Source organism: Sphingobium sp. IP1, assembly GCF_002708645.1.
GTDB classification, from domain to species: domain Bacteria; phylum Pseudomonadota; class Alphaproteobacteria; order Sphingomonadales; family Sphingomonadaceae; genus Sphingobium; species Sphingobium yanoikuyae.
The window spans coordinates 1-25,920 of record NZ_NOIW01000057.1 but is presented as its reverse complement, the minus strand read 5'-3'; the positions used below and the strand labels follow the sequence as shown (position 1 = coordinate 25,920).

Annotated in this window: 25 protein-coding genes and 1 pseudogene; all 26 read left to right on the top strand. The window is 64.4% G+C overall.

Annotated elements, in window-relative coordinates; translation table 11 throughout:
• Positions 1-78: 78 nt before the first annotated feature.
• A pseudogene (locus tag CG471_RS31395) lies at positions 79-318 on the top strand (DUF2312 domain-containing protein); the annotation flags it as partial.
• Positions 298-765, top strand: coding sequence for a DNA translocase FtsK (locus tag CG471_RS31835; RefSeq protein ID WP_373562057.1), 468 nt, complete (start codon positions 298-300; stop codon positions 763-765). The pseudogene CG471_RS31395 and the gene CG471_RS31835, both read left to right, overlap by 21 nt.
• Positions 762-1,199 carry a hypothetical protein gene (locus tag CG471_RS18380; RefSeq protein ID WP_218964268.1) on the top strand — a complete coding sequence of 146 codons (438 nt, stop codon included), beginning with the start codon at positions 762-764 and terminating at the stop codon, positions 1,197-1,199. The genes CG471_RS31835 and CG471_RS18380 overlap by 4 nt, the downstream gene beginning before the upstream one ends.
• Positions 1,199-2,146 (top strand): DnaA N-terminal domain-containing protein, encoded by a 948-nt coding sequence (locus CG471_RS30255; RefSeq protein ID WP_143560244.1) that lies wholly within the window; start codon positions 1,199-1,201, stop codon positions 2,144-2,146. The genes CG471_RS18380 and CG471_RS30255 overlap by 1 nt, the downstream gene beginning before the upstream one ends.
• Positions 2,143-2,367 (top strand): hypothetical protein, encoded by a 225-nt coding sequence (locus tag CG471_RS18370; protein WP_037510408.1) that lies wholly within the window; start codon positions 2,143-2,145, stop codon positions 2,365-2,367. Before CG471_RS30255 ends, CG471_RS18370 begins: the two co-directional genes overlap by 4 nt.
• 425 nt (positions 2,368-2,792) lie before the next feature.
• Positions 2,793-3,416: a terminase small subunit gene (locus tag CG471_RS18365; protein ID WP_180275734.1), complete on the top strand. Its 624-nt coding sequence runs from the start codon at positions 2,793-2,795 to the stop codon at positions 3,414-3,416.
• Positions 3,413-4,984, top strand: coding sequence for a terminase (locus tag CG471_RS18360; protein WP_099232881.1), 1,572 nt, complete (start codon positions 3,413-3,415; stop codon positions 4,982-4,984). The genes CG471_RS18365 and CG471_RS18360 overlap by 4 nt, the downstream gene beginning before the upstream one ends.
• A 2-nt stretch (positions 4,985-4,986) precedes the next feature.
• A complete protein-coding gene (locus tag CG471_RS18355) occupies positions 4,987-5,412 on the top strand; it encodes a hypothetical protein (protein WP_099232879.1) in 426 nt (141 codons plus the stop codon).
• Positions 5,399-7,720: a hypothetical protein gene (locus CG471_RS18350; protein WP_099232878.1), complete on the top strand. Its 2,322-nt coding sequence runs from the start codon at positions 5,399-5,401 to the stop codon at positions 7,718-7,720. The genes CG471_RS18355 and CG471_RS18350 overlap by 14 nt, the downstream gene beginning before the upstream one ends.
• A gap of 13 nt (positions 7,721-7,733) precedes the next feature.
• Positions 7,734-8,009: a hypothetical protein gene (locus tag CG471_RS18345; protein WP_143560241.1), complete on the top strand. Its 276-nt coding sequence runs from the start codon at positions 7,734-7,736 to the stop codon at positions 8,007-8,009.
• Positions 8,010-8,032: 23 nt separating this feature from the next.
• The gene (locus tag CG471_RS18340) at positions 8,033-8,989 is read left to right on the top strand and encodes a hypothetical protein (RefSeq protein WP_099232875.1); all 957 of its coding nucleotides are present in this window, start codon (positions 8,033-8,035) and stop codon (positions 8,987-8,989) included.
• Positions 8,990-9,020: 31 nt separating this feature from the next.
• The gene (locus CG471_RS18335) at positions 9,021-9,194 is read left to right on the top strand and encodes a carbon storage regulator (RefSeq protein WP_080727049.1); all 174 of its coding nucleotides are present in this window, start codon (positions 9,021-9,023) and stop codon (positions 9,192-9,194) included.
• 94 nt (positions 9,195-9,288) lie between these two features.
• Complete coding sequence (locus CG471_RS18330) at positions 9,289-10,389, top strand: N4-gp56 family major capsid protein (RefSeq protein ID WP_037510399.1); 1,101 nt, start codon at positions 9,289-9,291, stop codon at positions 10,387-10,389.
• A gap of 12 nt (positions 10,390-10,401) precedes the next feature.
• Positions 10,402-10,845 carry a hypothetical protein gene (locus CG471_RS18325; RefSeq protein ID WP_099232873.1) on the top strand — a complete coding sequence of 148 codons (444 nt, stop codon included), beginning with the start codon at positions 10,402-10,404 and terminating at the stop codon, positions 10,843-10,845.
• A 66-nt stretch (positions 10,846-10,911) separates the two neighbouring features.
• Complete coding sequence (locus CG471_RS18320; RefSeq protein WP_099232871.1) at positions 10,912-11,655, top strand: hypothetical protein; 744 nt, start codon at positions 10,912-10,914, stop codon at positions 11,653-11,655.
• A 4-nt stretch (positions 11,656-11,659) separates the two neighbouring features.
• Complete coding sequence (locus CG471_RS18315; RefSeq protein ID WP_099232869.1) at positions 11,660-12,373, top strand: DUF6682 family protein; 714 nt, start codon at positions 11,660-11,662, stop codon at positions 12,371-12,373.
• Positions 12,373-12,966 (top strand): hypothetical protein, encoded by a 594-nt coding sequence (locus CG471_RS18310; protein ID WP_037510388.1) that lies wholly within the window; start codon positions 12,373-12,375, stop codon positions 12,964-12,966. Before CG471_RS18315 ends, CG471_RS18310 begins: the two co-directional genes overlap by 1 nt.
• Complete coding sequence (locus tag CG471_RS18305; RefSeq protein WP_099232867.1) at positions 12,932-13,693, top strand: choice-of-anchor D domain-containing protein; 762 nt, start codon at positions 12,932-12,934, stop codon at positions 13,691-13,693. Before CG471_RS18310 ends, CG471_RS18305 begins: the two co-directional genes overlap by 35 nt.
• Before the next feature lie 55 nt (positions 13,694-13,748).
• On the top strand, positions 13,749-16,469 hold the full coding sequence (locus tag CG471_RS18300; protein WP_099232865.1) for a Calx-beta domain-containing protein: 2,721 nt from the start codon (positions 13,749-13,751) through the stop codon (positions 16,467-16,469).
• Between the two features lie 12 nt (positions 16,470-16,481).
• Positions 16,482-19,085, top strand: a complete 2,604-nt coding sequence (locus CG471_RS18295) for a hypothetical protein (RefSeq protein WP_099232863.1) — start codon at positions 16,482-16,484, stop codon at positions 19,083-19,085.
• A 130-nt stretch (positions 19,086-19,215) separates the two neighbouring features.
• On the top strand, positions 19,216-20,790 hold the full coding sequence (locus tag CG471_RS18290; protein WP_099232861.1) for a hypothetical protein: 1,575 nt from the start codon (positions 19,216-19,218) through the stop codon (positions 20,788-20,790).
• Entirely contained in the window at positions 20,787-21,368 is a 582-nt protein-coding gene (locus CG471_RS18285; protein ID WP_099232859.1) for a hypothetical protein, read from the top strand. The genes CG471_RS18290 and CG471_RS18285 overlap by 4 nt, the downstream gene beginning before the upstream one ends.
• 63 nt (positions 21,369-21,431) lie before the next feature.
• On the top strand, positions 21,432-21,872 hold the full coding sequence (locus tag CG471_RS18280) for a GNAT family N-acetyltransferase (RefSeq protein WP_143560239.1): 441 nt from the start codon (positions 21,432-21,434) through the stop codon (positions 21,870-21,872).
• A complete protein-coding gene (locus CG471_RS18275) occupies positions 21,862-22,962 on the top strand; it encodes a tail fiber domain-containing protein (RefSeq protein ID WP_099232855.1) in 1,101 nt (366 codons plus the stop codon). Before CG471_RS18280 ends, CG471_RS18275 begins: the two co-directional genes overlap by 11 nt.
• 9 nt (positions 22,963-22,971) lie before the next feature.
• A complete protein-coding gene (locus CG471_RS18270; RefSeq protein ID WP_099232853.1) occupies positions 22,972-24,192 on the top strand; it encodes a hypothetical protein in 1,221 nt (406 codons plus the stop codon).
• Between the two features lie 77 nt (positions 24,193-24,269).
• On the top strand, positions 24,270-25,920 hold a 1,651-nt coding region (locus CG471_RS18265; RefSeq protein WP_180275733.1), incomplete at its 3' end, for a transglycosylase SLT domain-containing protein.

The following is a 25,920-nucleotide window of genomic DNA, read 5'->3' as shown; positions in this document are numbered from 1 at the left end:
GTCTCCAACAGCGCCTACCGCGTCAGTGCGAAGCAAGTTCGCGCGCTGCGGCATCGCGCCCGATAACGGGAGCCCATAATGTCCGAAGGCAACATAGCAGCCGACCAGCTGCGCCTCCTGATCGAGCGTATCGAGCGGCTGGAGGAAGAGAAGAAGGGCATCGGCGACGACATCAAGGACGTCTATCTGGAAGCCAAGGCAACCGGTTACGACCCCAAGATGATGCGGCAGATCATCCGCCTGCGGAAGATGCAACCGCACGATCGTCGCGAGATGGAGGCAGTGCTCCAGACCTATATGGCGGCGCTGGGTATGGACAGCTTCCGCGACGACAGCGCGCCCACCATGTTCGACGGCCATGACGGCCGACCCGATCCGTCCACACCTGCCCCCTCGCCCAGCGCCAGCGCTGACGAGATGTTCATGACCGCGCTCAATCTCGTGGTCGATCATCAGAACGCGTCCGCGTCCTGGCTCCAGCGCCAGATGCGCATCGGATACAACCGTGCCGCCAAGCTGATCGAGGATCTCGAGAAGCGCGGCGTCGTCGGGCCGCCCAATCATGTCGGCAAACGTGACGTGCTCGTGGCGCCTGGCGGAGAGGCGGATACCGGCTCGCTCAAGGATCGCGTGGGCGCGGCCATGGTGGCAGCGGCGCAGTCCCTCGACGGAAATGCACTGCCCATGACGCTCTCAACGGGCGACGGGAAGGTGCTGTTCGAGAACAAGGCCGCCCGCGAGAAACGCGAGGGTGCAGCGACGTGACACGCAAGACTATGCGCTCCCGTCTGGAGGCGCGCCTCATCGCCGACGGCAGGTTGTCCCCGAAGAAAGAGCCTACCGCCAAAAACAGCAAGGATCGGCTCTTCGCGCTCGGCCGCATGAAGGTGGGCGAGAAGAACCAGACCGAGCAGCGGTTCGAGGACGAATATCTCCGGCCGCTCCTGCTTGCTGGTGAAATATCATGGTATCGGTTCGAGGGCGTAAAGCTGCGCCTTGCGGACAACACCTTCCTCACCGTCGACTATGCCGTGCTGCCAGCCGGCGGCGTACTGACGATGATCGACGTCAAGGGCGGCGCGGCCGTCGTCCAGGAGGACGCGCGCGTAAAGATGCGCGTCGCCGCCGATCAATATCCCCTCCTGTTCCAATACGCTTTCCCGGCCAAGGGCGGCGGTTGGACGATCAAGGACGTCTGATGAGCATCCGGCTGATGAACGTCGTCCTGGGCGCCGACATGGACCATCTTTCAACGACCGAGCGCTATGTGCTGCTCGTCCTCGCGGACTCCGCGAATGATGACGGCGTCACGTGGATCCCGATCAAGGGACGCGCTGACAAGCGCAGCATCATGAAGAAGACGTCGCTGAGCGAGCGCGCCGTCCAGAACTGCCTGCGCAGTCTTGAAACTGCCGGCCATGTCACGCGCGACGAGCGTCCCGGACGCGGCGTCATGTACACGCTTCACCCCCGCACGAAATGCACCCCCGCACGACGTGCACCCAAACCATTATATAAACCAGATTCCCCCTTAGAGCCTAACGGCTCTAGCCCCCCCGAGGGGGCGGGAGGGACTGGTTCGAAGAGAAATCGGGGGTCACGCATTCCCGAGGATTGGTCGCCTCCATCGATCGCTGACCTGCCGCCGTCTGCGAAGGCCAAGGCATCGCAATGGCCGGCCGGTGCGTACGAGGCCGAGGCCGAGGCGTTCCACAGCTTCTGGCTTGGCGAGAGCCGAGCAGGATCTCGCAAAAGCGACTGGAACCGCGCCTGGTACAATCGGATCAACGAGATCACGGGCCGTGTGCTGCGCGATGCCAGGGCCGGCGTGAAGGTCACAGCGCCCAAATCGCCAGCGACCGCCCCAGCCGGACCGCTGCGTATCCACGACACCAGTCGCGAAAACGCCGGTGCCCGCAAGATCCGCGATGGCATCCGCAAGCTGCTCGGCGATCAGGTTTATGACCAGTGGATCGCGCCGTCCCGGCTCGACGTGCAGGGCGACAAGCTCACACTCGTGGCGATCAGCGCCTTCGCTTCGAACTACCAGCGCGACAATTTCGCCAACGACATCGCCCGTGCCATGCACGCCGTGCTGGGCCCGGATGCTGAACTCCGCTTCCATCACGAAAGGCCGCCAGCATGACACCCGCCGAAGAAATCCGCGCGCTCGCCGATCGCGCCATGGCCGACGCCACGTCAGAACGCCAGGGGGCGAATGACGCACTGATCCGCGCCAGCTGCTACGAGGACAAGGCGCACGAGCTGATCGCCCTGGCCGATCGCATCGAGCGGGAAGAGGCGGGCCGTCGTTCGCACTTCCGCCGCGTCGTGAACACCGATCTCAGAGACATAGTCATTGATTGAGCGCGCGTGCCTTTGCGGCGCGCGCGAGCCGGACGACGAAGCGCCCTGCCCTCGCATCTGCTGGAGCTGCGGCGAAATGGAGATGGGTCGCTTCGATCGCGGGATCAAACCGGCTCATCATGTTCACATCACGCCCCGCGATGTTACGCCACCACGCGCTACCCAAAAACCACGGGCAATTCCTGCTAACACAGCAGCACCCAGGCAACGCCCCACAAACATTGAAAATCAACATCTTAGCGTCGATCAGCTAGATTTAATCTGAACTTTGCGCAGCATCATACTGATAATGCTTGCCAACCCCACGCCAGACGCGCGAGATTCGCGGCGAAGACAAAGGCGGCGGGCGCATGACACAGGGACAAAAGCCAAGGAAGGCTTCCCGGAAAGGGCGGCCGAAGAATGCGGCAACGCAACGCCTCTCCATGCAGCAGGAGAGGTTCGTTCACGAATATCTGGCCGAGACGCCCCACAACGCCACCGCCGCTTATGCGCGTGCCGGCTATCAGGCGACGGGACAGGCCGCGCGCACCGCCGCCGCCCGCTTGCTCAAGCAGCCCGCCATCAAGGCCGCCATCGCCGAACTGCGCGCACGCGACGCTGCCAAATTCGAAGTCACACGCGAACGTGTGCTCGAAGAATATGCGAAGCTCGCCTTCTTCGACCCGCGCAAATTCTACAATGAGGACGGTACGCTCAAGCTGCCGACCGAGCTGGGCGACGCCGAGGCGGCAGCGCTCACCGGCTACGACGTCGAGGAAGAATTCATCGGCGACGAGCCCGACGTCGAGATGGAGGATCAGGCGCACGGCGGGAAGCTGAAGCGCCAGCATGCCAAGACGCTCGCCGTCGGCCGTACGGTCAAGATCAAGTACCAGCGCAAGAAGGACGCGCTCGACAGCATCGTCAATCTCATGGGCTGGAAGAAGGAACCCGCTCAGCTCGGCACGCCTGAGAATCCCCTGACCATGGTGATGCGCGACCTGCAGGGCCGCGCCATCGGCTTCACACCGGTCGATCACGCCAGTGATGAGGACGACGCCGAGTGAACGCGATCCCTCACGACTTCGTCCCATCGACGCAGGCGGAACTGACCGAGTGTCTCGCCGACCCGATGTGGCGCGTCTGCTCAGGCCAGCTCTACAAGATCATGATCAAGGACGACACGCTTGCCGACGGCATGAGCGTGATGCCGTTCCGCCCCAATCGTGCCCAGCGCCGCCTGCTCAAGCGGCTCTGGTACCGCACGCTGATTCTCAAAGCGCGTCAGCTTGGCTTCACGACGTTGATCGCCATCATGTGGCTCGACCACGCGCTGTTCGTCGCCAACCAGCGTTGCGGCATCATCGCCCATGATCGCGACGCGGCCGAGAACATCTTCCGCGACAAGGTGCGCTTCGCCTACGACAATCTGCCCGATCATCTGCGCCAGTTGATGCCGCTGGCCCGCGATAGCGCCAAGGAGCTGCTGTTCGCCCATAATAACAGCTCGATCCGCGTCGCCACATCGATGCGATCGGGAACGATCCACCGCCTGCACATCTCCGAATACGGCAAGATTTGCGCCAAATATCCTGACAAGGCGCGCGAAGTCGTCACCGGTTCGCTCCCGGCGGTGCCGCTCAATGGCATCGCCATCATCGAGAGCACCGCCGAAGGCCAGGGCGGCGACTTCCATGACAAATCGGTCAAGGCGGAGGCCCGCTCACAGATTGATCGCCCGCTTCATCAGCGCGAGTGGCGGTTCAACTTCGAGCCCTGGTGGAAGAACGAAGACTATCAGATGGACCCGGCCGGGGTCATCATCACCGCCAAAGAGCACGACTATTTCGACACCGTCGAAGCGGCGTGCAACACCGAACTCAGCCTGCGCCAGCGCGCCTGGTACATCGCCACCCGCGACAGCGACTTCTCAGGCGATGACGAGAAGATGTGGCAGGAATACCCGTCCACATCGAAGGAAGCGTTCCAGCAGTCGACCGAGGGCTGCTACTTCGCCAAGCAGCTCAGCGCCGCGCGCAAGGGGGGCCGTGTCGGCAAGGTGCCGCTCGTCAGCCATGTGCCGGTCAACAGCTTCTGGGACATCGGCGCCGGCGACGGAACGGCAATATGGCTGCACCAACGCGTCGGCCTCGAGCATCGCTTTGTCGGCTTCATTGAAGGATGGGGCGAGCCATACGACTATTTCGTCAAGGAGATGGAGGCGCTCGGCTACCTCTGGGGCACGCACTATCTCCCGCACGACGCGACGCACAAGCGGCAGCTGGTAACGACCGTCGCCGCGCCCCTCTCCATGCTGGAGGAACTGCGGCCGACCTGGCGCTTCGAAATCGTTCCCCGCGTCGCGGACATCACGCACGGCATCCAGCAGGTTCGATCCATCTTCAGCCAGTGCTGGTTTGACGAAGTCGCCTGCGCCGAAGGCCTCGCCCATCTCGGCAGCTACAGCAAGGAACGCGACGAGCGTCTCGGCGTCTGGAAGCCCACGCCCCGGCACGACATCCACAGCGAAGCGGCCGACGCCTTCCGCCAGTTCGCGCAGGGCTGGTCCGAACCCGCAACTCCAGCCGGATCGCGGCCCAGCCGCAAGCGGCGCCCCTCAGCAATGGCAGCTTGAACATGGCACGACGCGAATTCGCCCTCGACCTCACGCGCTATCACGCCCGTCACCAACGTGGCGATCTGGCCGTGTTTCTCACCTGGCACGGCAACGACCTGGAGCCGTGCCTCGTCATCGTGCCCGCCCATTATGAGGGCCACGAGCGCGTGACGCCGTGCATCGTGCCGCAGAAAGCCGCGTGGATCTGGTCCGAGGCGCTGGGCGACGGCGCCCATTGTGCCCGCACATCCTATCAGTTCTGCGAGTTCTTGCGCATCAACCCCGACCCAATGGCCTGCATCCGCATCACGTCGATCATCCGCGAACACATCGGCGATCTCCTCTCCATTCCCCCTGCTCCGTTCGAAACTGTCGTGGTGGCCGATGCCATCCGCCGGGACAGCGACGGCAAGGAGCGCTACTCGGAGATAGTTGACCGTGTTTGACGACGCGCCCCAGGACAACAGCATCGCGTTCGGCAAGGTCCGACGCGAAAACCCAGAAGAGCGGCTCTATCCCGACAGCACGAACATGCTGCCGGTCAAGCCCAACCGCGGAACGTCGGACCTCGACAGCGCGCGAAGCATCGCCCTGCATCGAAAGCTCGTCGGTTATTACCAGCGCGAGCTGGAGCGGCAGGCGGTCAATCGCGCCGAGATGGTCGAGGACGAGGATTTCTACGACAACGAGCAGTGGACGCAGGCCGACAAGGCCACGCTGCGCGAACGCGGCCAGGAGCCGCTGGTCTACAATGTCATCTCCACGACGGTGAACTGGGTGCTGGGCACGGAAAAGCGCAGCCGTACCGACTTCAAGGTGCTGCCGCGTCGCAAGGCCGAGGGCAAGCCGGCCGAGCGCAAGACGCAGATCCTCAAATATCTGAGTGACGTGAATCGCACGCCGTTCCATCGTTCGCGCGCGTTCGAGGATACGGTGAAGGTTGGCGTCGGCTGGCTGGAGGACGGCGTCCAGGACGAGGACGACGGCGAGCCGATCTATTCGCGCTACGAGAGCTGGCGCAACATGCTCTGGGACAGCGCCGCGACGGAATATGACCTGTCCGACGGCCGCTACATGTTCCGGTCGAAATGGCTCGACTATGACGTCGGCGCGGCGCTGTTCCCCCAGCGCCGCACTCACCTGCGCGAAGCATGTCGCGAGGCCGGCGCTTTCGGCACGGACTGGTTGTACGGCGACGAGGCGATGGACAGTCTCGAAGACGCGATCGCGGAGGGCACTCTCGAAAACCTCGCGATGAACCGCGACCGCTTCCGCGCGATCGAATGCTGGTTCCGTCTGCCGGTACAGGTGCAGTCTCTGCGCGGCGGCGACTTCCGCGGCGAAGTGTTCGACGCCAGTTACGAGCCACATCAACGTCAGCTCGACGAGGGCCTCGCCACGCTCATCAATCGCACGATGATGCGCATGCACGTCGCCATCATGACCGAGAACGCGCTGCTCTACGTGGGGCCCAGCCCTTACCGGCACAACCGTTTCCCGTTCACGCCGATCTGGTGCTACCGGCGCGGCCGCGACAACATGCCCTACGGAATGGTCCGGGGCATGAAGGACATCCAGCGCGACATCAACAAGCGCGCGACCAAGGCCCTGCACATCCTGTCGTCGAACAAGGTCATCATGTCGGAAGGCGCGGTCCCCGATCTCGACGATTTTGCCGAAGAGGTCGCGCGCCCCGACGGGATCATCGTCAAGAAGAAGGACTCCGAGCTGGTCATCAACGCCGATCGCGAGCTCGCGCCGGCGCATCTCGACCTCATGAGCCGCTCGATCGTGATGATCCAGCAGCAGAGCGGCGTCACTGACGAAAATCTCGGCCGTCGCACTAACGCCAGTTCCGGCATCGCGATCGGCCGTCGTCAGGAACAGGGCGCCATGGCGACCGCCGGCATCTTCGACAATCTGCGCTTCGCTGCGCAGGTGCAGGGCGAGAAGCAGTTGTCCACGGTTGAGCAGTTCATGACCGAGGAGAAGGCGTTCCGCATCACCAACATGCGCGGCACGCCTGAATATGTGACGGTCAACGACGGCATGCCCGAGAATGACATCATCGCCGCCAAGGCGGACTATGTCATCAGCGAGCAGGACTGGCGTGCGTCTGTTCGCCAGGCTCAGGTCGACGAGCTTCTCGCGCTCCTGTCGCAGCTTGCCCCGGTCAATCCGCAGGTCGCGCTCGTCATGCTCGACCTTGTCGTCGAAGGCATGGACGTGCCGCAGCGTGACGAACTGGTGCGTCGCATTCGGTCCATCACCGGCATGCGCGATCCCGACGCCGAGGAGCCGACGCCCGAGGAGATCGCGCGCGATCAGGCGCAGCAGGCCGCGCAGCAGCGGCAGGACGCACTCACCGATGCGACGATCGCGGACAAGCAGGCCGGCGCACAGCAGAAGGCGGCGCAGGCGCAGAAGCTCGCACTCGAAGCTCAGAAGGCACAGACCGCGATCGCCGAGGGCAATCTCGCCGCGGTCAAGGCCGCGCTCGAAACCGCGCTTCAGATGATGTCCGCGCCGGTCGCCGTGCCGGTCGCCGACGAGCTGCTCCACGAGGCGGGCTACCAGTCCCGCTCCGAGCAGGAGGAAGACGCGCGCATCCAGGGCGTGATGCAGGGCGAGGCCGAAGCCGATCAGGCCGCCGCGCTCCAGGCAGCGCAGGAGGAACAGCTCGCGCAGCAGCAGGCACAAGCGGCCGGTGAACCCGGCATGGATCAACCACCCGCGCAAATGGTCGGCGCATAGCCCGGAGGAAGTCATGGGAAAAGTCGATGCAATGGCAGCACTGCCGCATTTGAATGAACGGATCGGAAGCTTGGTCGACCGACTGAGCGTTGCAGCTCGCGAGTTCGAAGATCGCAATGACCGGATCATGGGATGCGTCCCCACGCCGGGGGAGCAGGCGAGCATGAGGGACCAAATGCCTGCCGAGCCCAATGGCATGCTCACTGAGGTCAACATCTCGCTTGATGCCCTCTCCACCCAGATTCACCGCATCGAGCAGGCGGTCGCCCGCCAGCGCGATCTGGCCTGACACCAACCCGAAAGGACGGAACAATGGACCCCGATAAGTTGAACGACGACGAGCTGAACCTGCTCACCGACGAAGAGCGTGCCGGTCTCGAAGATGACGACGAGGGCAGCGAAGGCGATGAAGGCCAGGACGACGGCGACGATGCCGGCGATGATGGTGACGACACCGGCGATGAGGGCGAAGGCGAGGAAGGCGATGATGCCGGCGACGCTGGCGAAGGCGACAAGGGCGCGGACGCTGGCGATGCTGGTGACGGCGCAGGCGCGGGCGACGAAGGCCGCGACGACGGTGATGATGACGATGACGACGATGATACGCCCTCGCCTCGTCCGAGCGCCGAGCGTGTCGACGCCGCCGACATCAATAGCAAGATCGCGGATCTCGGCACCAAGCGCGCTGCGCTCGAAAAGCAACTCGACGATGGTGAGATCACGGGGAAGGAATTCGCGACCCAGCTCGACAAGCTGAACGACGAAAAGGCAGACCTGTCCGGCAAGCTCACGCGCCAGGCCGAGCAGGACAAGGCCGTTGAAGAAGCGTGGTACGGCGACGTGCGCAAGTTCCTCGCCAAGAACCCGGAAGTCAACGCCAACCAGTCGCGCCTGGCCTCGTTCGACAGTGTCGTGCGCCGCGTCAACGGCGATCCGGAGAACGCGTCGCTCTCCAATCGCCAGCAGCTCAAGAAGGCGCATGCCATCTGGCAGGAGGAGATGGGCATCAAGCCGGCCGCCAAGGCAGAGCCTGCTCCCAAGGCGGACACCGGCAAGGAAGGCGACAAGCCGGGCAAACCGAAGCCCAAGGCCAAGCCTGCGCTGCCGCCGACGCTTCACAATCTGCCGGCCGCCGACATCGAGGTCGGGGACGATGGCAAATATTCCTATCTCGATAGCCTGCTCGAGAAGGGCATGACCATCGAATATGAGGACGCCCTCGCCAAGCTGCCGGAAGCCGAACAGCAGGACTATCTGAGCCGCGCCTGAGGCGCCGCTCTACCAGAAGGAAGCGGGGACCATGTTGAAGCTCGATGTTCGCGTTGGCGAGAGCGTCTCGATAGGAGACGGTGTCGTCATCACGCTGGAGAAGAAGTCCGGGCAGCTCGCCCGGATTGCCTTCCACGCCGACCCACAGACGCGAATCCGGAAGATGCAGAACATCCCCGGTATCCCGGAACAGCCCCAAATTTAGGAAGCTGTTGCAAGTGCCACGCGGATAGGGCAAAATCCGCGTCGGCATAAGCGCATGAGTGCTCTTTGCGGATATCAATCCACGAGGGCACGAAATGGGACAGACTGTCATCCCCTTCGGCGACGCAAAGGCGCAGAAGAAGTGGTCGGGTAAGCTCTTCATCGACACGGCGAAGAAGAGCTACTTCCAGCGCAAATTCGTCGGCGAAGGCGAAAATAACATCATCCAGCGCAAGACGGAGCTGGACAGCGATGCGGGCGACCGCATCAGCTATGACCTTTCCGTCCAGCTGCGCGGCAAGCCGACGCAGGGCGACAATCGCGTCAAGGGCAAGGAAGAGAACCTCAAGTTCTATACGGACGAAGTGGCGATCGACCAGACCCGTCACGCGGTCTCGGCCGGCGGACGCATGACGCGCAAGCGAACCGCGCACAACCTGCGCAACGTCGCGAAGGATCGCCTGTCCGACTATTGGTCGCAATATATCGACGAGATGAACTTCATCTATCTGTCGGGCGCGCGCGGCATCAACGAGGACTTCATCGAAGACGCGGACTGGACGGGCCATGCCGGCAACACCATCCAGGCGCCCGACAGCGAGCATATCCTGTTCGGCGGCGACGCGACCTCGAAGGCCACCATCAGCACGGACGACGGCTTCAGCCGTGAGCTCGTCGAGCGCGCCACGGTTCGCGCCCGCATGATGCGCGCCCTCAACCCCAAGACGGCGAACATGCTGCCGGTCGATATCAACGGCGAGCGGCATTATGTCATCCTCATGTCGCCGTTCCAGGAATATAGCCTGCGAACGGAAAGCGGCGCGGCCGGCTGGATGGAAATCCAGAAGGCTGCAGCCACCGCTGAGGGCCGTAGCTCGCCGATCTTCAAGGGCGGCCTCGGCATGATCAACAACGCCGTGCTCCATAGCCATGAATCGGCCATCCGGTTCAGCGACTATGGCGCGGGCACCAACCTCCCTGCCGCGCGCGCCCTGTTCATGGGACGTCAGGCGGGCGTCGTGGCCTATGGCACCGCCGGTGGCCTGCGCTTCACCTGGAAGGAGGAGGTCGACGACTACGGCAACGAGCCGACCGTCGTCGCAGGCACCATCATCGGCGTCAAGAAAACCCGGTTCAACGGCAAGGATTTCGGCGTCATGGCGCTCGACACCTATGCCAAGAACCCGACTGCGTAAGGAGCGGGCGATATGGCAACCATCATCCATTCGAAGCACGCGCTGGGCACGGCGGCAACGCCGCGCCCTCAGACGGCCGGCGCCGTCCACGCCGTGAAGTTTCGCCACACCTTCTCGGCAGCGCTGGCCGCAGCGGCGATCCTCGAGCTGGGCGTTCTTCCGTCCTACGCGCAGATCGTCGGCTACAAGCTGATCCCCGAGGGCGACTTCGGAGCGGTTACCGCCAGCGGCGGGATCATGACCGGCGAGTTGGGCGCCGACGACGACGCGCGCGTGGCTGGTACCGAGCTGTTCTCGGCCGCCACCGCGCTCAATGCCGTCGCGTCTCCGGACAAGGCGGCAGCGTACAATGTCGCGCCCGTCGAGGCGGCGCGCGGCATCGGCCTGCAGTTCAGCGGTGCGGTTGCGGCGGACGCGACCAAGAAGCTGACCCTGATCGTCTTCTACTCCCAGTAAGACGAGGGCGGGAGGGCTGCACCCCTCCCGCCTCTTTCCCGTCCCCCGCACGGCAAGGAGCCCGTCATGCTCATCGAATCCATCATTCATCGCCCGAAGGGCACGAAGGTCGCTCTGCTTGGCGGCTCTTATCATTTCCTGCCCAATGCCGAGGGCAAGCACGTCGCCGAAGTCGAGGACGATCGCGACATCGCCACCCTGCTCGCCATCAAGGAGGGCTTCCGCCCGGCCGATGGCAGCGTGCTTTCGACGTCCGGCGAACTGCCCGTGATCGACGGCGCCTATTTCATCTTCCGCGGCCCGCAGGATGCCGAGGCTTTCCAGAACTGGCTGCACGCGATCCCCGACATGCTGACTGAGCCTGCCGAGTTCGTCCTGCTCATCGACAAGATCGCCGCCGGTGAAGCCAATCTCGACGGCTTCCCCCTACCCGAACCGCGCAAGGATCCGATTTCGCCCGCGAGCCTGCTCGCTGGCGTGCGGGTGCCGACGGAGCTCTCCTCTCCGCCGCCACCCGCCAACAGCATCGTCCCCAACCAGGCGGACTCCCCCGGTAGCGACGCCGGCGGTTTGCAGGACACTGGTGACGGCGGAGCCGGCGCGGCGGGTGGCGCCGGCTCCGATACCGACGAGGAGGAAGATGGCGACGAGGAAGCGGAAGAACATTCCCCGCCTCCCCCGCCGCCTTCCGGCGATCTCGACCGCGAGGCCCTGGCGAAGGAATATGACGAATTGATCGGCCATCGCCCCAACGGGCGCTGGTCGGCTGAGAAGATCGCCGCCGCCATCGCCGAGCACAAGGCGGGTTGATCTCATGGCGCTGGCTTCCGAAGTCCTGGATCGTGCCCGGCGCCTGATCCAGGACGAAACCAGCGTCCGCTGGCCGCTCGTCGAGCTCGTCATGTGGCTCGAGGACGGCCAGCGCGAGATTGCGCTGCAAAAGCCATCCGCCGTCAGCGTCAATCGCGTCATGCCGTTGGACGCTGGCACGCTCCAGACGCTGCCTGGCGACGCGATCGCGCTGCTCCGCATCGTCCGCAATATCGTCTCGGTCGATGGCGATGGACGCCGCAATCCCGGCCCTGCCATCCGCATCTGCGCCCGCGACATGCTCGACGCGCAGAACCGCAATTGGCACGACAGCCGCGACGTGCGCTACAGCCGCACGGTCAAGCACTATGTCTATGACGAGGAGGACACGCGCTCCTTCTACGTCTACCCCGGCAACGACGGCACCGGCATGGTCGAGGCCGTCGTCGCGATCGATCCGGCCCGCATCATCATTGCGCGCGGCAAGGATGCCGAGGATCTCGCCGCCTATGAGGTGGAGCTCACCGTCCAGAGCATCTACGTCAACGCGCTGGTCGATTATGTCCTCTATCGCGCCTTCGCCAAGGATGCGCAGTATGCCGGCAATGCGCAGCGCGCCGCGCTCCACTATCAGCAGTTCGCCAATGCGCTCGGCATCAAGTTCAACCAGGAAGCCCTGTCGAGCCCGAACCAGTCGGCACGGACGGGCGCTGACTGATGCGCGACATCCCCGATTTCCTGCGCTGGGTCATGCCCTACGCCTCGTCCTGCCCGGAGCCGGTGGCAGAAGCGCAGATCCTTGCCGCGGCACGCGACTTCTGCGCCGCCACGCGCTGCTGGCGTTTCGTCGACACCATCGCCGTGCGCGACGACACCCCGGAAATCCTGTGCGTGCCGCCGCAGGCGACGCTGTTCGAGATCGAGGAAGCGGCTTTCGACGGCCGCAAGCTCGAGCGCGTCTCCTACATTGATACGTCCGAGGCGGCCGGCGATCCGTATCAGATCTCGCAGGCCGACATGAACAGCGTGCGCATCAACCCGCATGCCGCCGGCTCGCTCAAGCTTAGCATCTTCCTTCAGCCTGCCCAGCATGCCGATGCTCTACCAGACATCCTCTATGATCGCTGGGCCGAGCAGATCGCCGACGGCGCGCTTGCCCGCATCCTTGAGCTTCCCGGCCAGGCGTTTACCGATCTGAACAACGCCGCCTATCGCCGCGCCCGCTTCGAAGACGCCAAGAGCAGCAACTTCAACATCAGCAAGCGAGGTCAGCAGCGTGCCCCCAGTCGAACCCGCGCCCGCTTCTTCTGATCCGTTCGAGGCGATTCCGCTCCAGAGTGACGCGCTGCCGTTCGTCGGCGATCGTGAGGTGCATGATCGCGGCTCCGGCATGATGGAGCTGCACCGTAAGGACGCGGCCGTCGTCTATGCCTATGTCATCGACATGCGCCGCTATCTGCTCGAGGGCGAGAGTGTTACCGGCGCAGCGGCCACCATCTCCCCGGTCACCGATCCCGCGATGGCGATCGTGCGCATGGAATATGGCGCGGATGCCGTCATCGTCTGGCTCTCGGGCGGCCAGGACGAGGTGCGTTATGTCGTTGCCGCGACCGTCACGACGAGTGGCAAGCGTCGCTGGCTCATCCGCTTTGCCATCGTCACGCACGGCGACGCCGCGCCGGTCGAGATCGTCGAAATCAGCGCCGAGCAGCTGGCCGACAGCGTCGGCGCTGGCGTCGTTGCGCAATATGCGTTTACCCCGCCAAGCATCAGCTTCCCCGCAACCGCCGTTGGAGCGACCTCCGCGCCAATCGCCGTCGAGGTGACGAATGTCGGCGCCGAGCAGGCCTCGATCCAGTCCATCACGATCGGCGCGCCCTTCACCTTCACCAGCGATACCAGCGGCAGGCTTGCACCCGGCGAAAGCTTCACGCTCCAGATCCGGTTCGCGCCGACGATCGCCGGCAACCGGAGCGCCACGCTTGTGATCGACGGCAATGTCGCGGCCACCTTACCCCTTTCAGGACGCGCGACTTAGGCTATAATGCCCCGTCCATCGCGCATGAGTGCGGTCTTTCTCAAAGGCTGCACATATGCCCATCCTTGAAGGCTCCTCTTACGCTACCTTCCTGATCCGGCTCTCGCAGAGTCCGGAGGAAGCGGTCACCGTCCAGTGGGCGACCGAAGCGGTTACCGCGGTACCGGGCCGGGATTATGCCGAGGCGGCCGGCGACGAGACCTTTCTCCCGGGCGAAACGGAAAAGACGGTGCAGGTGCTGGTCTATGGCCGCGCGCCTGGCGACACGTCGGTGCGCACCTTCCGCATCCGCCTCTTCCCCGCGCCTGACGCGATCCTTGGCACGTCGCTGCTCAACGCGGTCATTCGCGTCATCGACCAGGACGACGCCGTCGTCACCTCGGTCACCGTCGCGAACGGTCCGGACGGTCTGTCCGCATATGAGCTTGCCAAGCTGCAGGGCTATACCGGCACCGCCGAGCAGTGGCTTGCCGATCAGAAAGGCGACGCGGGCGACAACGGCCTGTCCGCCACAACGCAAATGTTCGACGCCGGTCTCATCGATGCAGATGATCCCAACGCGCTGTTTCAGCGCCTGGCGGCGACCGGCGGCCCGGCCGGCGGCTGGTATGAAAGCCTGACGGCCGGCGCGGCCGACGTCGACGAGGGCGAAGGCTTCTACGTCTGCACGCCAGACGGCGAGTTCTTCGCGGCACAGAAGATCGGCGGCGCTGGCGTCAAGGTGGCCGTGTTCACGACGCGGGCCTATCTGCGCAACAACGGCATCAACCTCTGGGAGGAGGCCAGCCGCAACGGCTCGACCGATCCGGCAGACATGGTCGCCACGACCGACGCGATCAAGAACGTCATGGAGGATGCCGCGTCCTGGGGTGTCGGCGTCATCAACTGCGGCGGCGACGATCGCACCTATGTCTGCGGCGGCGATTACGAGACCTATGGATATCTGATTCTCAAGGAGAAGGGGCTCGCTGACGCGCCCTTTGCCTTCCGTCGTGGCCGCATCCCGCTCGTGTCTGGCGTCGAGCTGCGCGGCAATTCGCGCACGTCGAAGGCGAAGTTCCTCGCCGCGCCTGGCGACCATAATCCGGGCGGCCTGTTCTACGTGCCCTTCTGGGAAGAGATTCCCGACGACAAGGTATCGAAGGTCGGCTTCCGCTGGCTCGACATCGACGGCAACGAAGCGAACCAGACCTATTCCGCTTATGTCGCCGGCACATCCGACGCCAATATGTGGATCCAGGGCCACGCCATATCGGGCGGCGCTGTCCACGGCCTTCAGGTCTATGAATGCGCTATCCACGGTTGGTGGGGCCATGCCGTGTTCGGCTGGGGCGCGCTCGACTTCGGCAAGACGTCCAACGACTGGTCGATGATCGGCTGCGACATCTACAACAACATGCAGGGCGGCGCGCAGATCGCGATGAACCGCTTCTACTCCGAGCGGAACTACTACCATGGCGATGGCGGCTGGACCGGGCTCGGGCCGAACATCGAGGTGCATGGAGAAGACGAGGAATTCTTCGACATCGTCTCGATCAACGACATCTTCGACGGCCGTGACGGTCTCTCCACCGTGATCGCGACGACGAACTGGTCGGGCAATGCGCCTCCGGGCTACGACACGGACAGCGAGGCGGCACTTGCTGCGCGCGTGCATTTCCGCCGCGGCTTCGTGCTGTCGGGCAACTGGTACACGCGACCGGAGGATGACAAGTTCCAGCGCCAGCGCGGCCGCGTATCGGTCATTCATCCCAAGCTGTGGCAGTCCAACATCGTCTGCACCGGCACCGATCGCGTCGCGATCGACAGCCCGATCCTCGAATCTACCTATGAGGATATCAGCAAGCAGTGGCCGCGCGCGGCAGAGGCGATCCGCGTCACACCGGCAGAAGGCGGTCTCGATATCACCGGCTTCGACCAGGTGTCGGTGAGCAACGCGATCGTCAACCATGACATGGCCGCCCCGACCATGCTGTTCAGCGGCTTCCGCAAGGCCAATGTGTCCGCACAGATCACGGGCGGTCGCGACGCCGGCATTCGTCTGGAGGCGTGCGGCGGGCGCGTCGTCGCTGACGTCGAGAATGTGGGTACGGTCACTGCGGACCATCCGGAGAATTCCTCGGCTGTTACCGTCTTCGGCCAGCGTGGTCCGCTCTCCATCGATGTCCAGGCGGTGGAGAGCCGCGCAGGCGCCGCGCGTCAGATGACGCACGCGGTTTACATCAATACCAGCGTCGACTTCCCGGCCCGCGTCTCCGGGTCGGCAACAGGCATGCTCACGGCCAAGTGGGAGAATGTCGGCAATAACGCGATCGACGCCGGCCTCATCGACCAGGCGGACCGCCGCCTCGAGCCGAACATTCCCTTCAGCCCGAAGGCCGGGTTCGAGACGGAAGGCGACATCACCTTCCGGAGCACCGATGGCGATCTCAACGTCAATCTGGAATCGCCCGACGGCACTGCTCGCAAGATCAACTTCATGGATGCCGGCGGTCTCGAGGTGCAGCTGCACCAGGTCTCGGCCGGCGACTTCCAGATCAACATGTATGACGACGGTGTCGCCGTTGGCACGCCGATCATCATTTCGAACGACGGACACCTCGTCACCAACTCGGGCTGGCAGAACCCGATCGCGATCCGGCCTGTCGCGGCCGGCGCGACCATCGGCTGGCTCTGGATGTCGGAAGATCAGGTCATCCGCGTCAAATCCACCCGGCCGACATCTGACGACGATGGCATTGCTGTCGGCGATCAGACCGACACGCCCACACCTTAACGGAGAACGACAATGCCGGTCGGCTACACTTCTGCCAATCGCCGTACTATCCAGCTCATGGTGGAGCAGGCCGCGCCGCTGTTCGAGGATGGCAGCGCGCCGATGTTCATGGAAATGGTCGACGCGATCGCTACCGTCGTTGTCGGCAAGCTCTTTTATGCGATTGCGCCAGTCGGGAACGAGCACGAAGGTGAAAAGCGTCTATATCTCCGCACTGCCGTCGCGCCATTTTATGCGGACCAGGGCGACGCATCGGCACCCGTATCTCGAGGAGTGCTGCCGCAAGCAATACTGCCCGCCGCCGGCGATCTGACCGCATTTCTCGCTGGTGCGCGCAATTCTGCGGCGATCCGGGCGGGCGACATCGCCACGCCTGTCGCGGTCGCGATAGCCGATGGCCGACGCTACCGCATCGATCTCGACCGTCTCGCACGGCTCTACCAGGCCAACGACAATACGGCGGTGCTGGAGTTGTACACGCTCCCCGTCTGGATCGACGCGGTCAACGAGATCACGGAAAGCTCAGTCAATCTGGTCATCGCGGGCAACACCGCCGCCTATTCCACCGTCAGCGTCCTCACGACGGCTACCGCCCACACGCTCAAGCGAGGTGACGTTGTAAAGGTGATCGCCGACGATCCGGTTCCCTACGCTAAACACGTTGATGGTAGTTCGGTTCGGGTTGGCGAGTTCGCGACTGTCGGCCTGGACAGCACGGGCACAACCATCACACTGATGGGGCGGTTGCGCGAAACCTATTCGACCAACATCCGCGTGTTCAGGTTAGCCGATGCCAGCGTGGACATCATCGGCGGCAAAGCCGACTATGACAACGCGGTGGTCGAGGGATCGCCGTTCTTGCGCCTAATGGGCCTGCGTAACTGCACGATCAGTGGTGGCGGATCCGACCGCCAGCTTTCGGCAGCGATCCAGATCATCGGTTGCCTCGACACCAAGATAACCGGCTGCGACTTTCGTACCGGCAGCAACGATCCGGTGAACGGCAACTATCCCTATGGCGTGGATGATATGGGGTCCGAAGGGACGCTGTTCAGCGGTTGCTCGGGCCGCGACCTGCGTCACCTGTTTACCACGGATGGCTATGCGATGGCGGCGAACCGGACGGGCAAGGATGTCCACCGCTACGGCCGCACCCGAGGCGCGGTTATCACCGGGCTGGTCGCCCATGACTGCTCTAATGCGGCTCTCGACACGCACGATGAGGTCGATGGCCTGACCGCCACCGGCAGCATTGTTAACGGAACATATTTCGGTGCAGGTTCGACTGCACCCGCATACGAGATGCGTGGTCGCAATGTACATTATGACAGTTGCACCGCTATCCGGCCCACTCTGGGGTTCTACATGCGGACATCGCGTGGTGGTCTTGTGACCAACCCCAAGGTGGTCGATGCGGTGGGCCGGGTGCTGCGGGTGGATAAGGGTAATGTCACCACACCGGACACGGCTACCGAAATCAGCCACCCGATCGAAGCGCGTTTCATCGGCGGCGAAAGTTCGCAGCGCGATCCCGCGATTGACGAAGCTCCCTTCTATGTGGTGGGCCGTTCCGGCGCGACCACCAGAGCGGAAATCGGCGGGGGACATGTCTATACAGCGCATGGCGCCATGGATACGCAGACATCCATCCTCCGCATCTACGCAGAGGACGGCGCCGCGATCGAAGCTGACCTTGATATCGTCATCGACCTGCGTGACGCCACGCGCGGCGCGGCGATGGCCGCCCTCATCTACGTCGGCGGTGCGGGGACGAACAGCATCAAACTGCGCGGCCGAGTGCGGGTGATCAAGGGTGCATTCCCCATCGCCGCCCTGATCGGCACTGGCGGCCCGCCCAGCACAAAATATGATGCGGACATAGACCTGGATGTCATCGTGGAGGGTGACACAGATTTCGCCGGGGCGACCAGTCTTGCCCCGGTCGGCACCGATCTGAGCGGCACATGGCTCAACACATGGGTGCGCGGTCACAAGACGATCGCCGGCGTGCGCTCCGGCTTCCATGCTATCAGCTATACGCCAGTGCCAGGGGATGCACTCAAGACGCCACGCACTTCGGACGGGCGAGCGCTCGTGCGCCTCACTCCCGCAAGCGATCTTAAGGGGCTGACCGACAGGTTGACGATCAGCAATGCGAACTGGCGCAACGACCAGGACATCACCGTCTACAACGACAGCGCCTATATCGTGCAGATCGCCAATTTCGTGACGCTGGGGCCTAAGTGTAAATGCATCCTGCGTTACCGGGCCGGCAGTTCGAGTGCGATCCTCGTATCCGCGACCGTGCCGACCGGTGCATATGCGCGCACATCAAGCTACTCGATGGCGACGAGCGACGACAACAGCCGCAATAAGCTCGATCATGCGACCGGCGCGACCGTCACGATGCAGGCCAATTTGCCCGCAGGTTATACCGCTGATTTCGTTCAGTCAGGGGCTGGCCAATGGACATTTGACGCAGCCGTGGGCGCATCCATCACTGGCTATCCGGGCCTCAGATCGGCCGGTCTTAATGCCAAAGTGCGGATCGTCTGCGTCAGCAATTACGATGGTGCCTCGGCGGTGTTCGAGGCGTCCGGCCACCTGGTTGCATAATGATCCCGGCGCCAGGTTGCAAGACAGGTCAGGCGCCGGGATCGCCGGCAACCGCTGAGCAGCCGGCAACCCGAGCGTCGTCACGAGCGGGTCATCCGCGCTGATAGCATACCGAGAGCAAGAGGAAAGAATGGCGATCAGCATCACAGGCTTCGGCGGCGAAATACCTCGCGTTGAGGCGCGCCTCCTCGCCAACAGCGCCGCGCAGGTGGCGCGCACGGTCAAGCTCGAGGATGGCTCGATCGCGCCGCTGCGCGTCCCCACGCTCGCAAAAGCACTATCGTCCACGGCGCTTACCATCTTCCTCGACGGCGACGACTGGCTGACATGGCAGGCCGTCGTGTCGGTCGTGCCCGCGCCGATCGCCGAGGATCGCCTCTATGTGACAGGCGATGGCGCCCCCAAGGTCATCGCAGCGGGTGCCACCTATCCGCTTGCGGTGCCCGCGCCCTCGCGTGCGCTCGTCGCCTCGATCCAGACCGGCTCCCCTGATCCCGAGCTTAGCTCCACCATCCTCTACACCTATACATGGGTGACGACGCTCGACGAGGAATCGGAGCCCGCCCCGCTCAGCAACGCGCTGCTATGGAGCGAGGGGCTGAACGTCGTGCTGTCCGGCTTCGCGGTGCCGCCGGCCGGGCGGCCGATCGACCGCATGCGCATCTATCGCTCGCAGACCAGCGCCCTGGGGGAGACGCTCCTCTACCTGATCAAGGAGCGTGCCGTATCCGCGTCCGGCTTCACCGATCTCGCGGGCGAGAATGATATCCAGGAACAGCTTCCCTCGCTCGACTATAATGCGCCGCCCGCCAACCTCTCCGGCCTCGTGCCGATGCCAAATGGCATGATGGCGGCGTTCGTCGGCAAGAAGCTCTATTTCTGCGAGCCGTACCGCCCGCATGCCTGGCCCGAGAAATATATCCTCACCATGGATTATGAGATCGTGGGCCTCGGCGTGTTCGGCTCGGCGGTCGCCGTCATGACGCGCGGCCAGCCCTATATCGTCGCCGGCACCGCGCCCGACACCATGTCCATGGAGAAGCTGGAGGTGAACCTCCCCTGCGTCTCCGCGCGCGGCATCGTCGATCTGGGCTATTCCATCGCCTATCCCTCGCCCGAGGGCCTCGTCGTCATCAACACGTCGGGCGCGCAGCTGGTGTCGCGCAACCTCATCACGCGCGACCAGTGGCAGCGGCTGAAGCCCGCGTCCTTCGTCGCCAGCGTCCATTCCGGCCGCTATGTGACGTCCTACACGCCGATCTCAGGGCCGGCCGCGACGCTCGTCATCGACCTCAGCGGCGAGCAGCCGTTCATCACGCACGCCGACGCCCACGCAACCGCGATGTATTATGACATCGAAACCAGCCGCCTCTTCTACGCGGAGGGCCTCGAGATCCTCGAATGGGACGCGCTCACCGCCGCGCCCGACATGTTCACATGGCGCTCGAAGATTTTCGCGCTCGCGGGCCATGTGAACTTCTCCTGCTTCCTCGCCGACGTCGAGCAGATGGCGGGCGCGGACACGCTCAGCTTCACCGCGCGCATTATCGCCGACGGCCGTCAGGTCGCGAGCGTGCAGACTGTCAACCAGGTCGCGCGCCTGCCGTCGGGCTTCCTCGCGCGCAACTGGGAGATAGAGGTCCAGAGCAATGCGAAGGTCACCGCCCTCGCCCTCGCCTTCTCGCCCACGGAGCTGTCGGCATGACGCCGCGCGCCGCAAACCCGTCGGTCGAGAACAACCAAGCGTTCCGTCTTCTTCAGGAGAAGGTCGGCATTCTCAACGGAGAGCGCGGCGATCGGCGCAAAGCGGCTATGCGCGAGGGCGACGCGCAGGATTTGCGCGAATTCATCGCCAATCTGCGCAAGGGCACGGCCGACGTGCAGAAGGATCTGGCCGACGCCGTCGCCACGCTCGAGCAGCTGTCCAACAATCTCGACACGATCAGCGCGAGCCTCGACGAAACGAAAGGTGAGCTGGAAACCACCCAGCAGGGCCTGGCGGCGGCACAGCAGCAGCTTGGCGGCCTGCAAGAGACACTTTCGTCGGTGCAACAGGCGATCGCCCTCGCGCAATCGGCCATCGACGCGCTCGACCAGAGCGGCGCGGCCGTCGCGCAGGATCTCGCCTCGCTTCAGTCGGCCGCCGGCGCGGTCACCATTCCCGACCTGACCTCGAGCGACGTCATGGCAGCGCCCACAGCCGCCGAGCACAATCTGCTACGAGCCGATGTCGTGGCGATGCGAGCGGCCCTCATCGCGATGCGGACGGCAGTTTCCTCTTAGGCGAGTCCTGCGCTATAGTGCGGCGACGCGCATGAGTGCGGCTCCCTGTTCATGGAACCGCGCATGTCTGCACCCGGCATTATTCTCGACGAACCTGACCGCCTCATCGCCTGGGCTGCGAAGCAGTTCGGGCTCAATTTCTTCTCCGACGCGCGCGCGATCGGCTGGGGCACGCTCGACGATATCCGCGCGGTCGCCATCTACGAGCGATGGACCGGCACCGACTGCAGCGTCCATCTCGTCAGCGACCAGCGCCCCGGCTGGTTGTCGCGCAGGTTCATCGCCGCCGGCTTCACCTATCCGTTCGTCGTCGGTGGGCTGCACCGCATGACCGGCCTCGTCCCCGCATCGAACAAGCGCGCGCTCCGACTCAATCAGCATTTTGGTTTCAGGATCGAGGGTGCGCTTCGCCGCGGCGCGAACGACGGCGGCGACATGATCGTCATGGGTATGCTCCGTGAGGAGTGCCCCTTCATCGCAAAGGACATGCTCCATGAGCAGTAAAGGCAGTGCCCCCAGCCCCGATCCGCAGATCGGGCGCGCCGCGATCATGCAGGCTGAGCTCGGCAAGGAGTTCCTCAACTTCTCGAAGGAGCAATATGCGACGCAGAATGCGCGCAATGACAAGCTCGACGATCTCTCGACCCGCGTCGCCAACGCCCAGCTCGACGCCTCCACGCAGGCGCAGGAGTGGGCGTCGGAGGATCGCGACCGCTACAAGTCCGTGTTCCAGCCGCTGCAGGACGAGTTCATCGCCGAGGCCAATAAATACGGCTCGCAGGAATATCAGGACAAGGCCGCCAGCGAAGCGCGCGCGGACGTCATCAATGCCGCGACCGGGCAGGCGCAGCAGCGTCAGCGTCAGATGGCGTCGATGGGTATTTCGCCGACGAGCGGCCGTTACGCCGGGATCGAGCGCGCGTCCGACGTGCAGGTGTCGCTGGGCGCTGCCGGTGCGGAGAACAACGCGCGCCAGCTCGCGCGTGACAAGGGCCTTGCACTGAAGGCGGACTCGATCAATCTGGGCAACGGCCTCCCGTCGTCGGCCGCCGGATCGCTGGGGCTTGGCGTGACCGCCGGCAGCAGCGCGGTCAACACATCGACCGTGCCGATCTCGACCGCGAACCAGTCGCTCGGCGTGCTGCAGGGCGGCTATGGCACAGCCATGAACGGCTATGCCGGCCAGGCCAACACACTCAACAGCCTGTATCAGAACCAGCTCAGCTCCTGGCAGGCGCAACAGCAGGCGAGTGGCGGCATCTTCAACACGCTCGGTACCGTCGCGGGCGCCGCCATCATGGCATCCTCGAAGGAGTACAAGGAGGACAAGGCGCCGGCAAAGGGCGTGCTCGACGCAGTACGCGACATGCCGGTGGAGGAGTGGACCTACAAGAAAGGGATCGCCGACGAAGGCCGTCACATCGGCCCCTATGCCGAGGACTTCCAGGCCGCGACCGGCAAGGGCGACGGCAAGTCCATCCCCGTCGTCGACGCGATCGGCGTTGCGCTCGGCGCGATCCGCGAACTCGACGAGAAGGTGAGCAAGATGGAACGCGGCGTGATCCGCAAGGATAAGGGCCGCAAGGCCGCATAAGGAGGTAACATGGTCAACTTCTCCATCGGTCTCGGATCGTTCGCGCAGGGCCTCAACCAGGGCCTGTCCATGGGTTCCCAGATCAAGGGCGTCATCGACCAGCGTAAGATGCGTAACATCGCCAAGGATGGCACCGCGCAGGCGACCGCCGCGCGGGACAGCGCGATCACGGGCGCGATCGAGACCACGGCGAACGAGGATGGATCGCAGTCGTTCAAGGTCGGGGACCAGACGTTCAGCGACCAGGGGCAGGCGCGCAACGCCGCGGCCCAGCAGGTGGGCACCGTCATGGACTTCTACCGTCAGACGACGGTGCCCAAGCTCATTCAGGGCTATCTGGATCTCGGCGATCCGGACAAGGCGCAGCAGCTCCAGTCCTGGATGGAGACGAGCGAGGCCGAGGGGATCACGCGCGACTGGGCACGCGGCGCACGCCTGGCGCTGCTCGGCGACACCAAGGGCGCCATGCGGAAGTTCGGCAAGCTCTACGAAAAGATGGAGCCGGGTTCGAAATATATCGGGATGGAGGACATCACCGAGCCCAATTTCGAGGAGAAGGCGCTGCCGGGCACCGGCCAGACCATCCGCGTCGAGAATGGCACACGCCCGGCCGGCGTTCGCCTGAAGTTGCGCAACGCCGACGGTGAAGAGGTCAGCCACGACTTCACCAGCACGGAGGATCTCTATCAGACGGCGATGATGACGCTCTCTCCCGACAAGTTCGTCGGCCGCGCCTTTTCGGAGATGGACAAGGCGAGCGCCGCGCGCCTCGCGTCGGCGAAGTCCGATCAGGAGTTTCAGCGTGACGTCGCGCTCAAGCGTATGGGCGCGGCCATCGACGATCAGCGTGACGAGCGACAGCACAAGCGGCAAATGATCCGCAGCGATCGCGAGTTCGGGCAGACGACGCAGCGCGACGCGACGCAGCAGGGCTATGACCTTGAAAAGATCATGACCGGCAAGCAGCTCGACGCGGCGCTCGCGCCAGCGATGGAGGCCGCGAAGGTCAAGGGCGACACGCCCGAGGATGCGCGCAAAGCGATCAGCGCGATCTGGAAGACGTTGTCGGAAACCTCTATCGGCGAGGGCTCCTTTAGCAAACTCCCGCCAGCAGAGCAGATCAAGCAAGCCACGGCGATCTACAGCCAGCAGAGCACGGCGGCGCGCGGCGTGATCCAGGGCGGCGCGCCGTCGAACAACGGTGGCCGCGGTATTCCAAAGCTGTGGTGACAGCGGCCCTACAAGCGGGGTAGGATGCGGGTCGCCGCGCATGAGTGTGGTCTTTTCCCAAAGACACCTCATCGCGAGTGACCGCCTTGGCCAAGTCGATCTTCCAGCTTTCGCCGCTTGACGCCGAAACTCAACGTCAGAGCCAAGGGATGGGCGTCATCGACCTGTCCCCGCCTGATCTGCCCGCTATCGATGTTCCTCCGCCGCCCGCAGCGCCGGCCGTATCGGCTGGCGTGCGTTCCGATGGCCGCATGCCGGCCGCCGCCAAGGCCCCGCCCGCCCTCGTCACCGCGTTCGAGAGTGCGGCGCTCAAATATGACATCCCGCTCAACATCATCATGGCGCTGGGCGAGCAGGAATCGCGCTACAATCCCGGCGCGCTGGGCACGCCCACGCAATGGGGCCGTGCCAAGGGCCTGATGCAGTTCCTCGACAGCACGGCCGCGCGCCTCGGCATCAACCCCTTCGATCCGATCCAGTCGATCGACGCCGCTGCCATGCAGCTGCGCGACCGTCTCAACCGCGGCTATTCCATGGCGGATGCGGTCAAAGAGCATTTTGCCGGGCCCGACCGCAAGAAGTGGGGCAGTAAGACGGCGCGCTATGGCGAGGAGGTTCTCGCTCGCGCTGCCCGCCTGAAGGGTGAGCTCGCGCCGCGTTACGCCGGCCGGCCGCCCAGCGGTGGCCCCTGGTATGCGCCAGGCGCAGAGAAGGGCGCAGGATCGGGCGATGTGTCGGCGGATGCCGTCTCGGCGCTGGTCGGGAAGCCGTCGCGCGCTAAGCCGACCAGCCTTGCCGACACGATCGAGAACCCGAACGATCTGCGCAACATCATCGCGCGGCGCGAGACCGAGGCGCAGCGCAAGCCGGACGAGGGCAACCTCATGCCGGGCCAGCGTCTCGGTGTCGGCGATCAGTTCCGCTCGGACGTCAAGCGCGGCGTCGCCAATGTCGGCAATCTGGGCGTCGGCCTCGCAGCTTTGGGCGCGGACCTCGTCGGCGCGGATGACACTGCCGACGCATTGCTGCAGCGCTATATCGCCAACGAGGCGGAAAATGCCGACAAGAATCCGGCTGTCATCGGCACATATAAGAATGTGCATGATCTGGGGGATGCTGGGCGATACGCACTGGAGGCGGTTGGTGAAAACCTGCCCATGCTCGTGCCCTCCCTTCTGTCCGGCGGACTGGGGGCGGTAGCCGCACGCAAAGCTGCCGAGCGCGGCGTCGTCAAGTTCATCGACGCCCAAATCGCCAAAGGCGTCTCGCGCGAGGTTGCTGAACGTCAGGCAGCGCAATTTGTCACGCGCCGCGCGACCGCCGGCGCAGCTGGGGGCGCGGCCGCGTCCTCGGTCGGCATGGAGAGCGGGAGCATCTATGGCGATACCTTCTCCGAGACGGGGAAGAAGGCCCCTGGTCTGGCGCTGGCCTTCGGTGTGCCCGCCGGCCTCCTCGACGCGATCGAGCCTGTCTATGCGCTGCGCCGCGTCGCTGGCCCGGCCGTCGATCAACTGGCGGGCGGCATCATCCGGCGCATCGGCCGGGAGGCGGGCACGCAATTCCTGATCGAGGCAGGAACCGAAGGGCTCCAGACCCTACTGGAGCAAGCGCCGAAGTCGATCGAGACCGGTCAGCCCTATTGGACGGAAGAGCTTCTCGACCAGGTCATTGACGCTGGGCTGAAGGGCGGCATCGGCGGTGGTGTCATCGGCGCAGGATCCGGCGCAC

Bases quoted from the DNA above. Each gene is read 5' to 3' on its own strand.
- CG471_RS18280 (WP_143560239.1), top strand. From the start codon at position 21,432: ATGTCTGCACCCGGCATTATTCTCGACGAACCTGACCGCCTCATCGCC.
- CG471_RS30255 (WP_143560244.1), top strand. From the start codon at position 1,199: ATGAGCATCCGGCTGATGAACGTCGTCCTGGGCGCCGACATGGACCAT.
- CG471_RS18300 (WP_099232865.1), top strand. From the start codon at position 13,749: ATGCCCATCCTTGAAGGCTCCTCTTACGCTACCTTCCTGATCCGGCTC.
- CG471_RS18285 (WP_099232859.1), top strand. From the start codon at position 20,787: ATGACGCCGCGCGCCGCAAACCCGTCGGTCGAGAACAACCAAGCGTTC.
- CG471_RS18275 (WP_099232855.1), top strand. From the start codon at position 21,862: ATGAGCAGTAAAGGCAGTGCCCCCAGCCCCGATCCGCAGATCGGGCGC.
- CG471_RS18370 (WP_037510408.1), top strand. From the start codon at position 2,143: ATGACACCCGCCGAAGAAATCCGCGCGCTCGCCGATCGCGCCATGGCC.
- CG471_RS18345 (WP_143560241.1), top strand. From the start codon at position 7,734: ATGGGAAAAGTCGATGCAATGGCAGCACTGCCGCATTTGAATGAACGG.
- CG471_RS31835 (WP_373562057.1), top strand. From the start codon at position 298: ATGGCGGCGCTGGGTATGGACAGCTTCCGCGACGACAGCGCGCCCACC.
- CG471_RS18295 (WP_099232863.1), top strand. From the start codon at position 16,482: ATGCCGGTCGGCTACACTTCTGCCAATCGCCGTACTATCCAGCTCATG.
- CG471_RS18315 (WP_099232869.1), top strand. From the start codon at position 11,660: ATGGCGCTGGCTTCCGAAGTCCTGGATCGTGCCCGGCGCCTGATCCAG.
- CG471_RS18365 (WP_180275734.1), top strand. From the start codon at position 2,793: ATGCAGCAGGAGAGGTTCGTTCACGAATATCTGGCCGAGACGCCCCAC.
- CG471_RS18355 (WP_099232879.1), top strand. From the start codon at position 4,987: ATGGCACGACGCGAATTCGCCCTCGACCTCACGCGCTATCACGCCCGT.
- CG471_RS18310 (WP_037510388.1), top strand. From the start codon at position 12,373: ATGCGCGACATCCCCGATTTCCTGCGCTGGGTCATGCCCTACGCCTCG.
- CG471_RS18335 (WP_080727049.1), top strand. From the start codon at position 9,021: ATGTTGAAGCTCGATGTTCGCGTTGGCGAGAGCGTCTCGATAGGAGAC.
- CG471_RS18320 (WP_099232871.1), top strand. From the start codon at position 10,912: ATGCTCATCGAATCCATCATTCATCGCCCGAAGGGCACGAAGGTCGCT.
- CG471_RS18325 (WP_099232873.1), top strand. From the start codon at position 10,402: ATGGCAACCATCATCCATTCGAAGCACGCGCTGGGCACGGCGGCAACG.
- CG471_RS18330 (WP_037510399.1), top strand. From the start codon at position 9,289: ATGGGACAGACTGTCATCCCCTTCGGCGACGCAAAGGCGCAGAAGAAG.
- CG471_RS18270 (WP_099232853.1), top strand. From the start codon at position 22,972: ATGGTCAACTTCTCCATCGGTCTCGGATCGTTCGCGCAGGGCCTCAAC.
- CG471_RS18340 (WP_099232875.1), top strand. From the start codon at position 8,033: ATGGACCCCGATAAGTTGAACGACGACGAGCTGAACCTGCTCACCGAC.
- CG471_RS18290 (WP_099232861.1), top strand. From the start codon at position 19,216: ATGGCGATCAGCATCACAGGCTTCGGCGGCGAAATACCTCGCGTTGAG.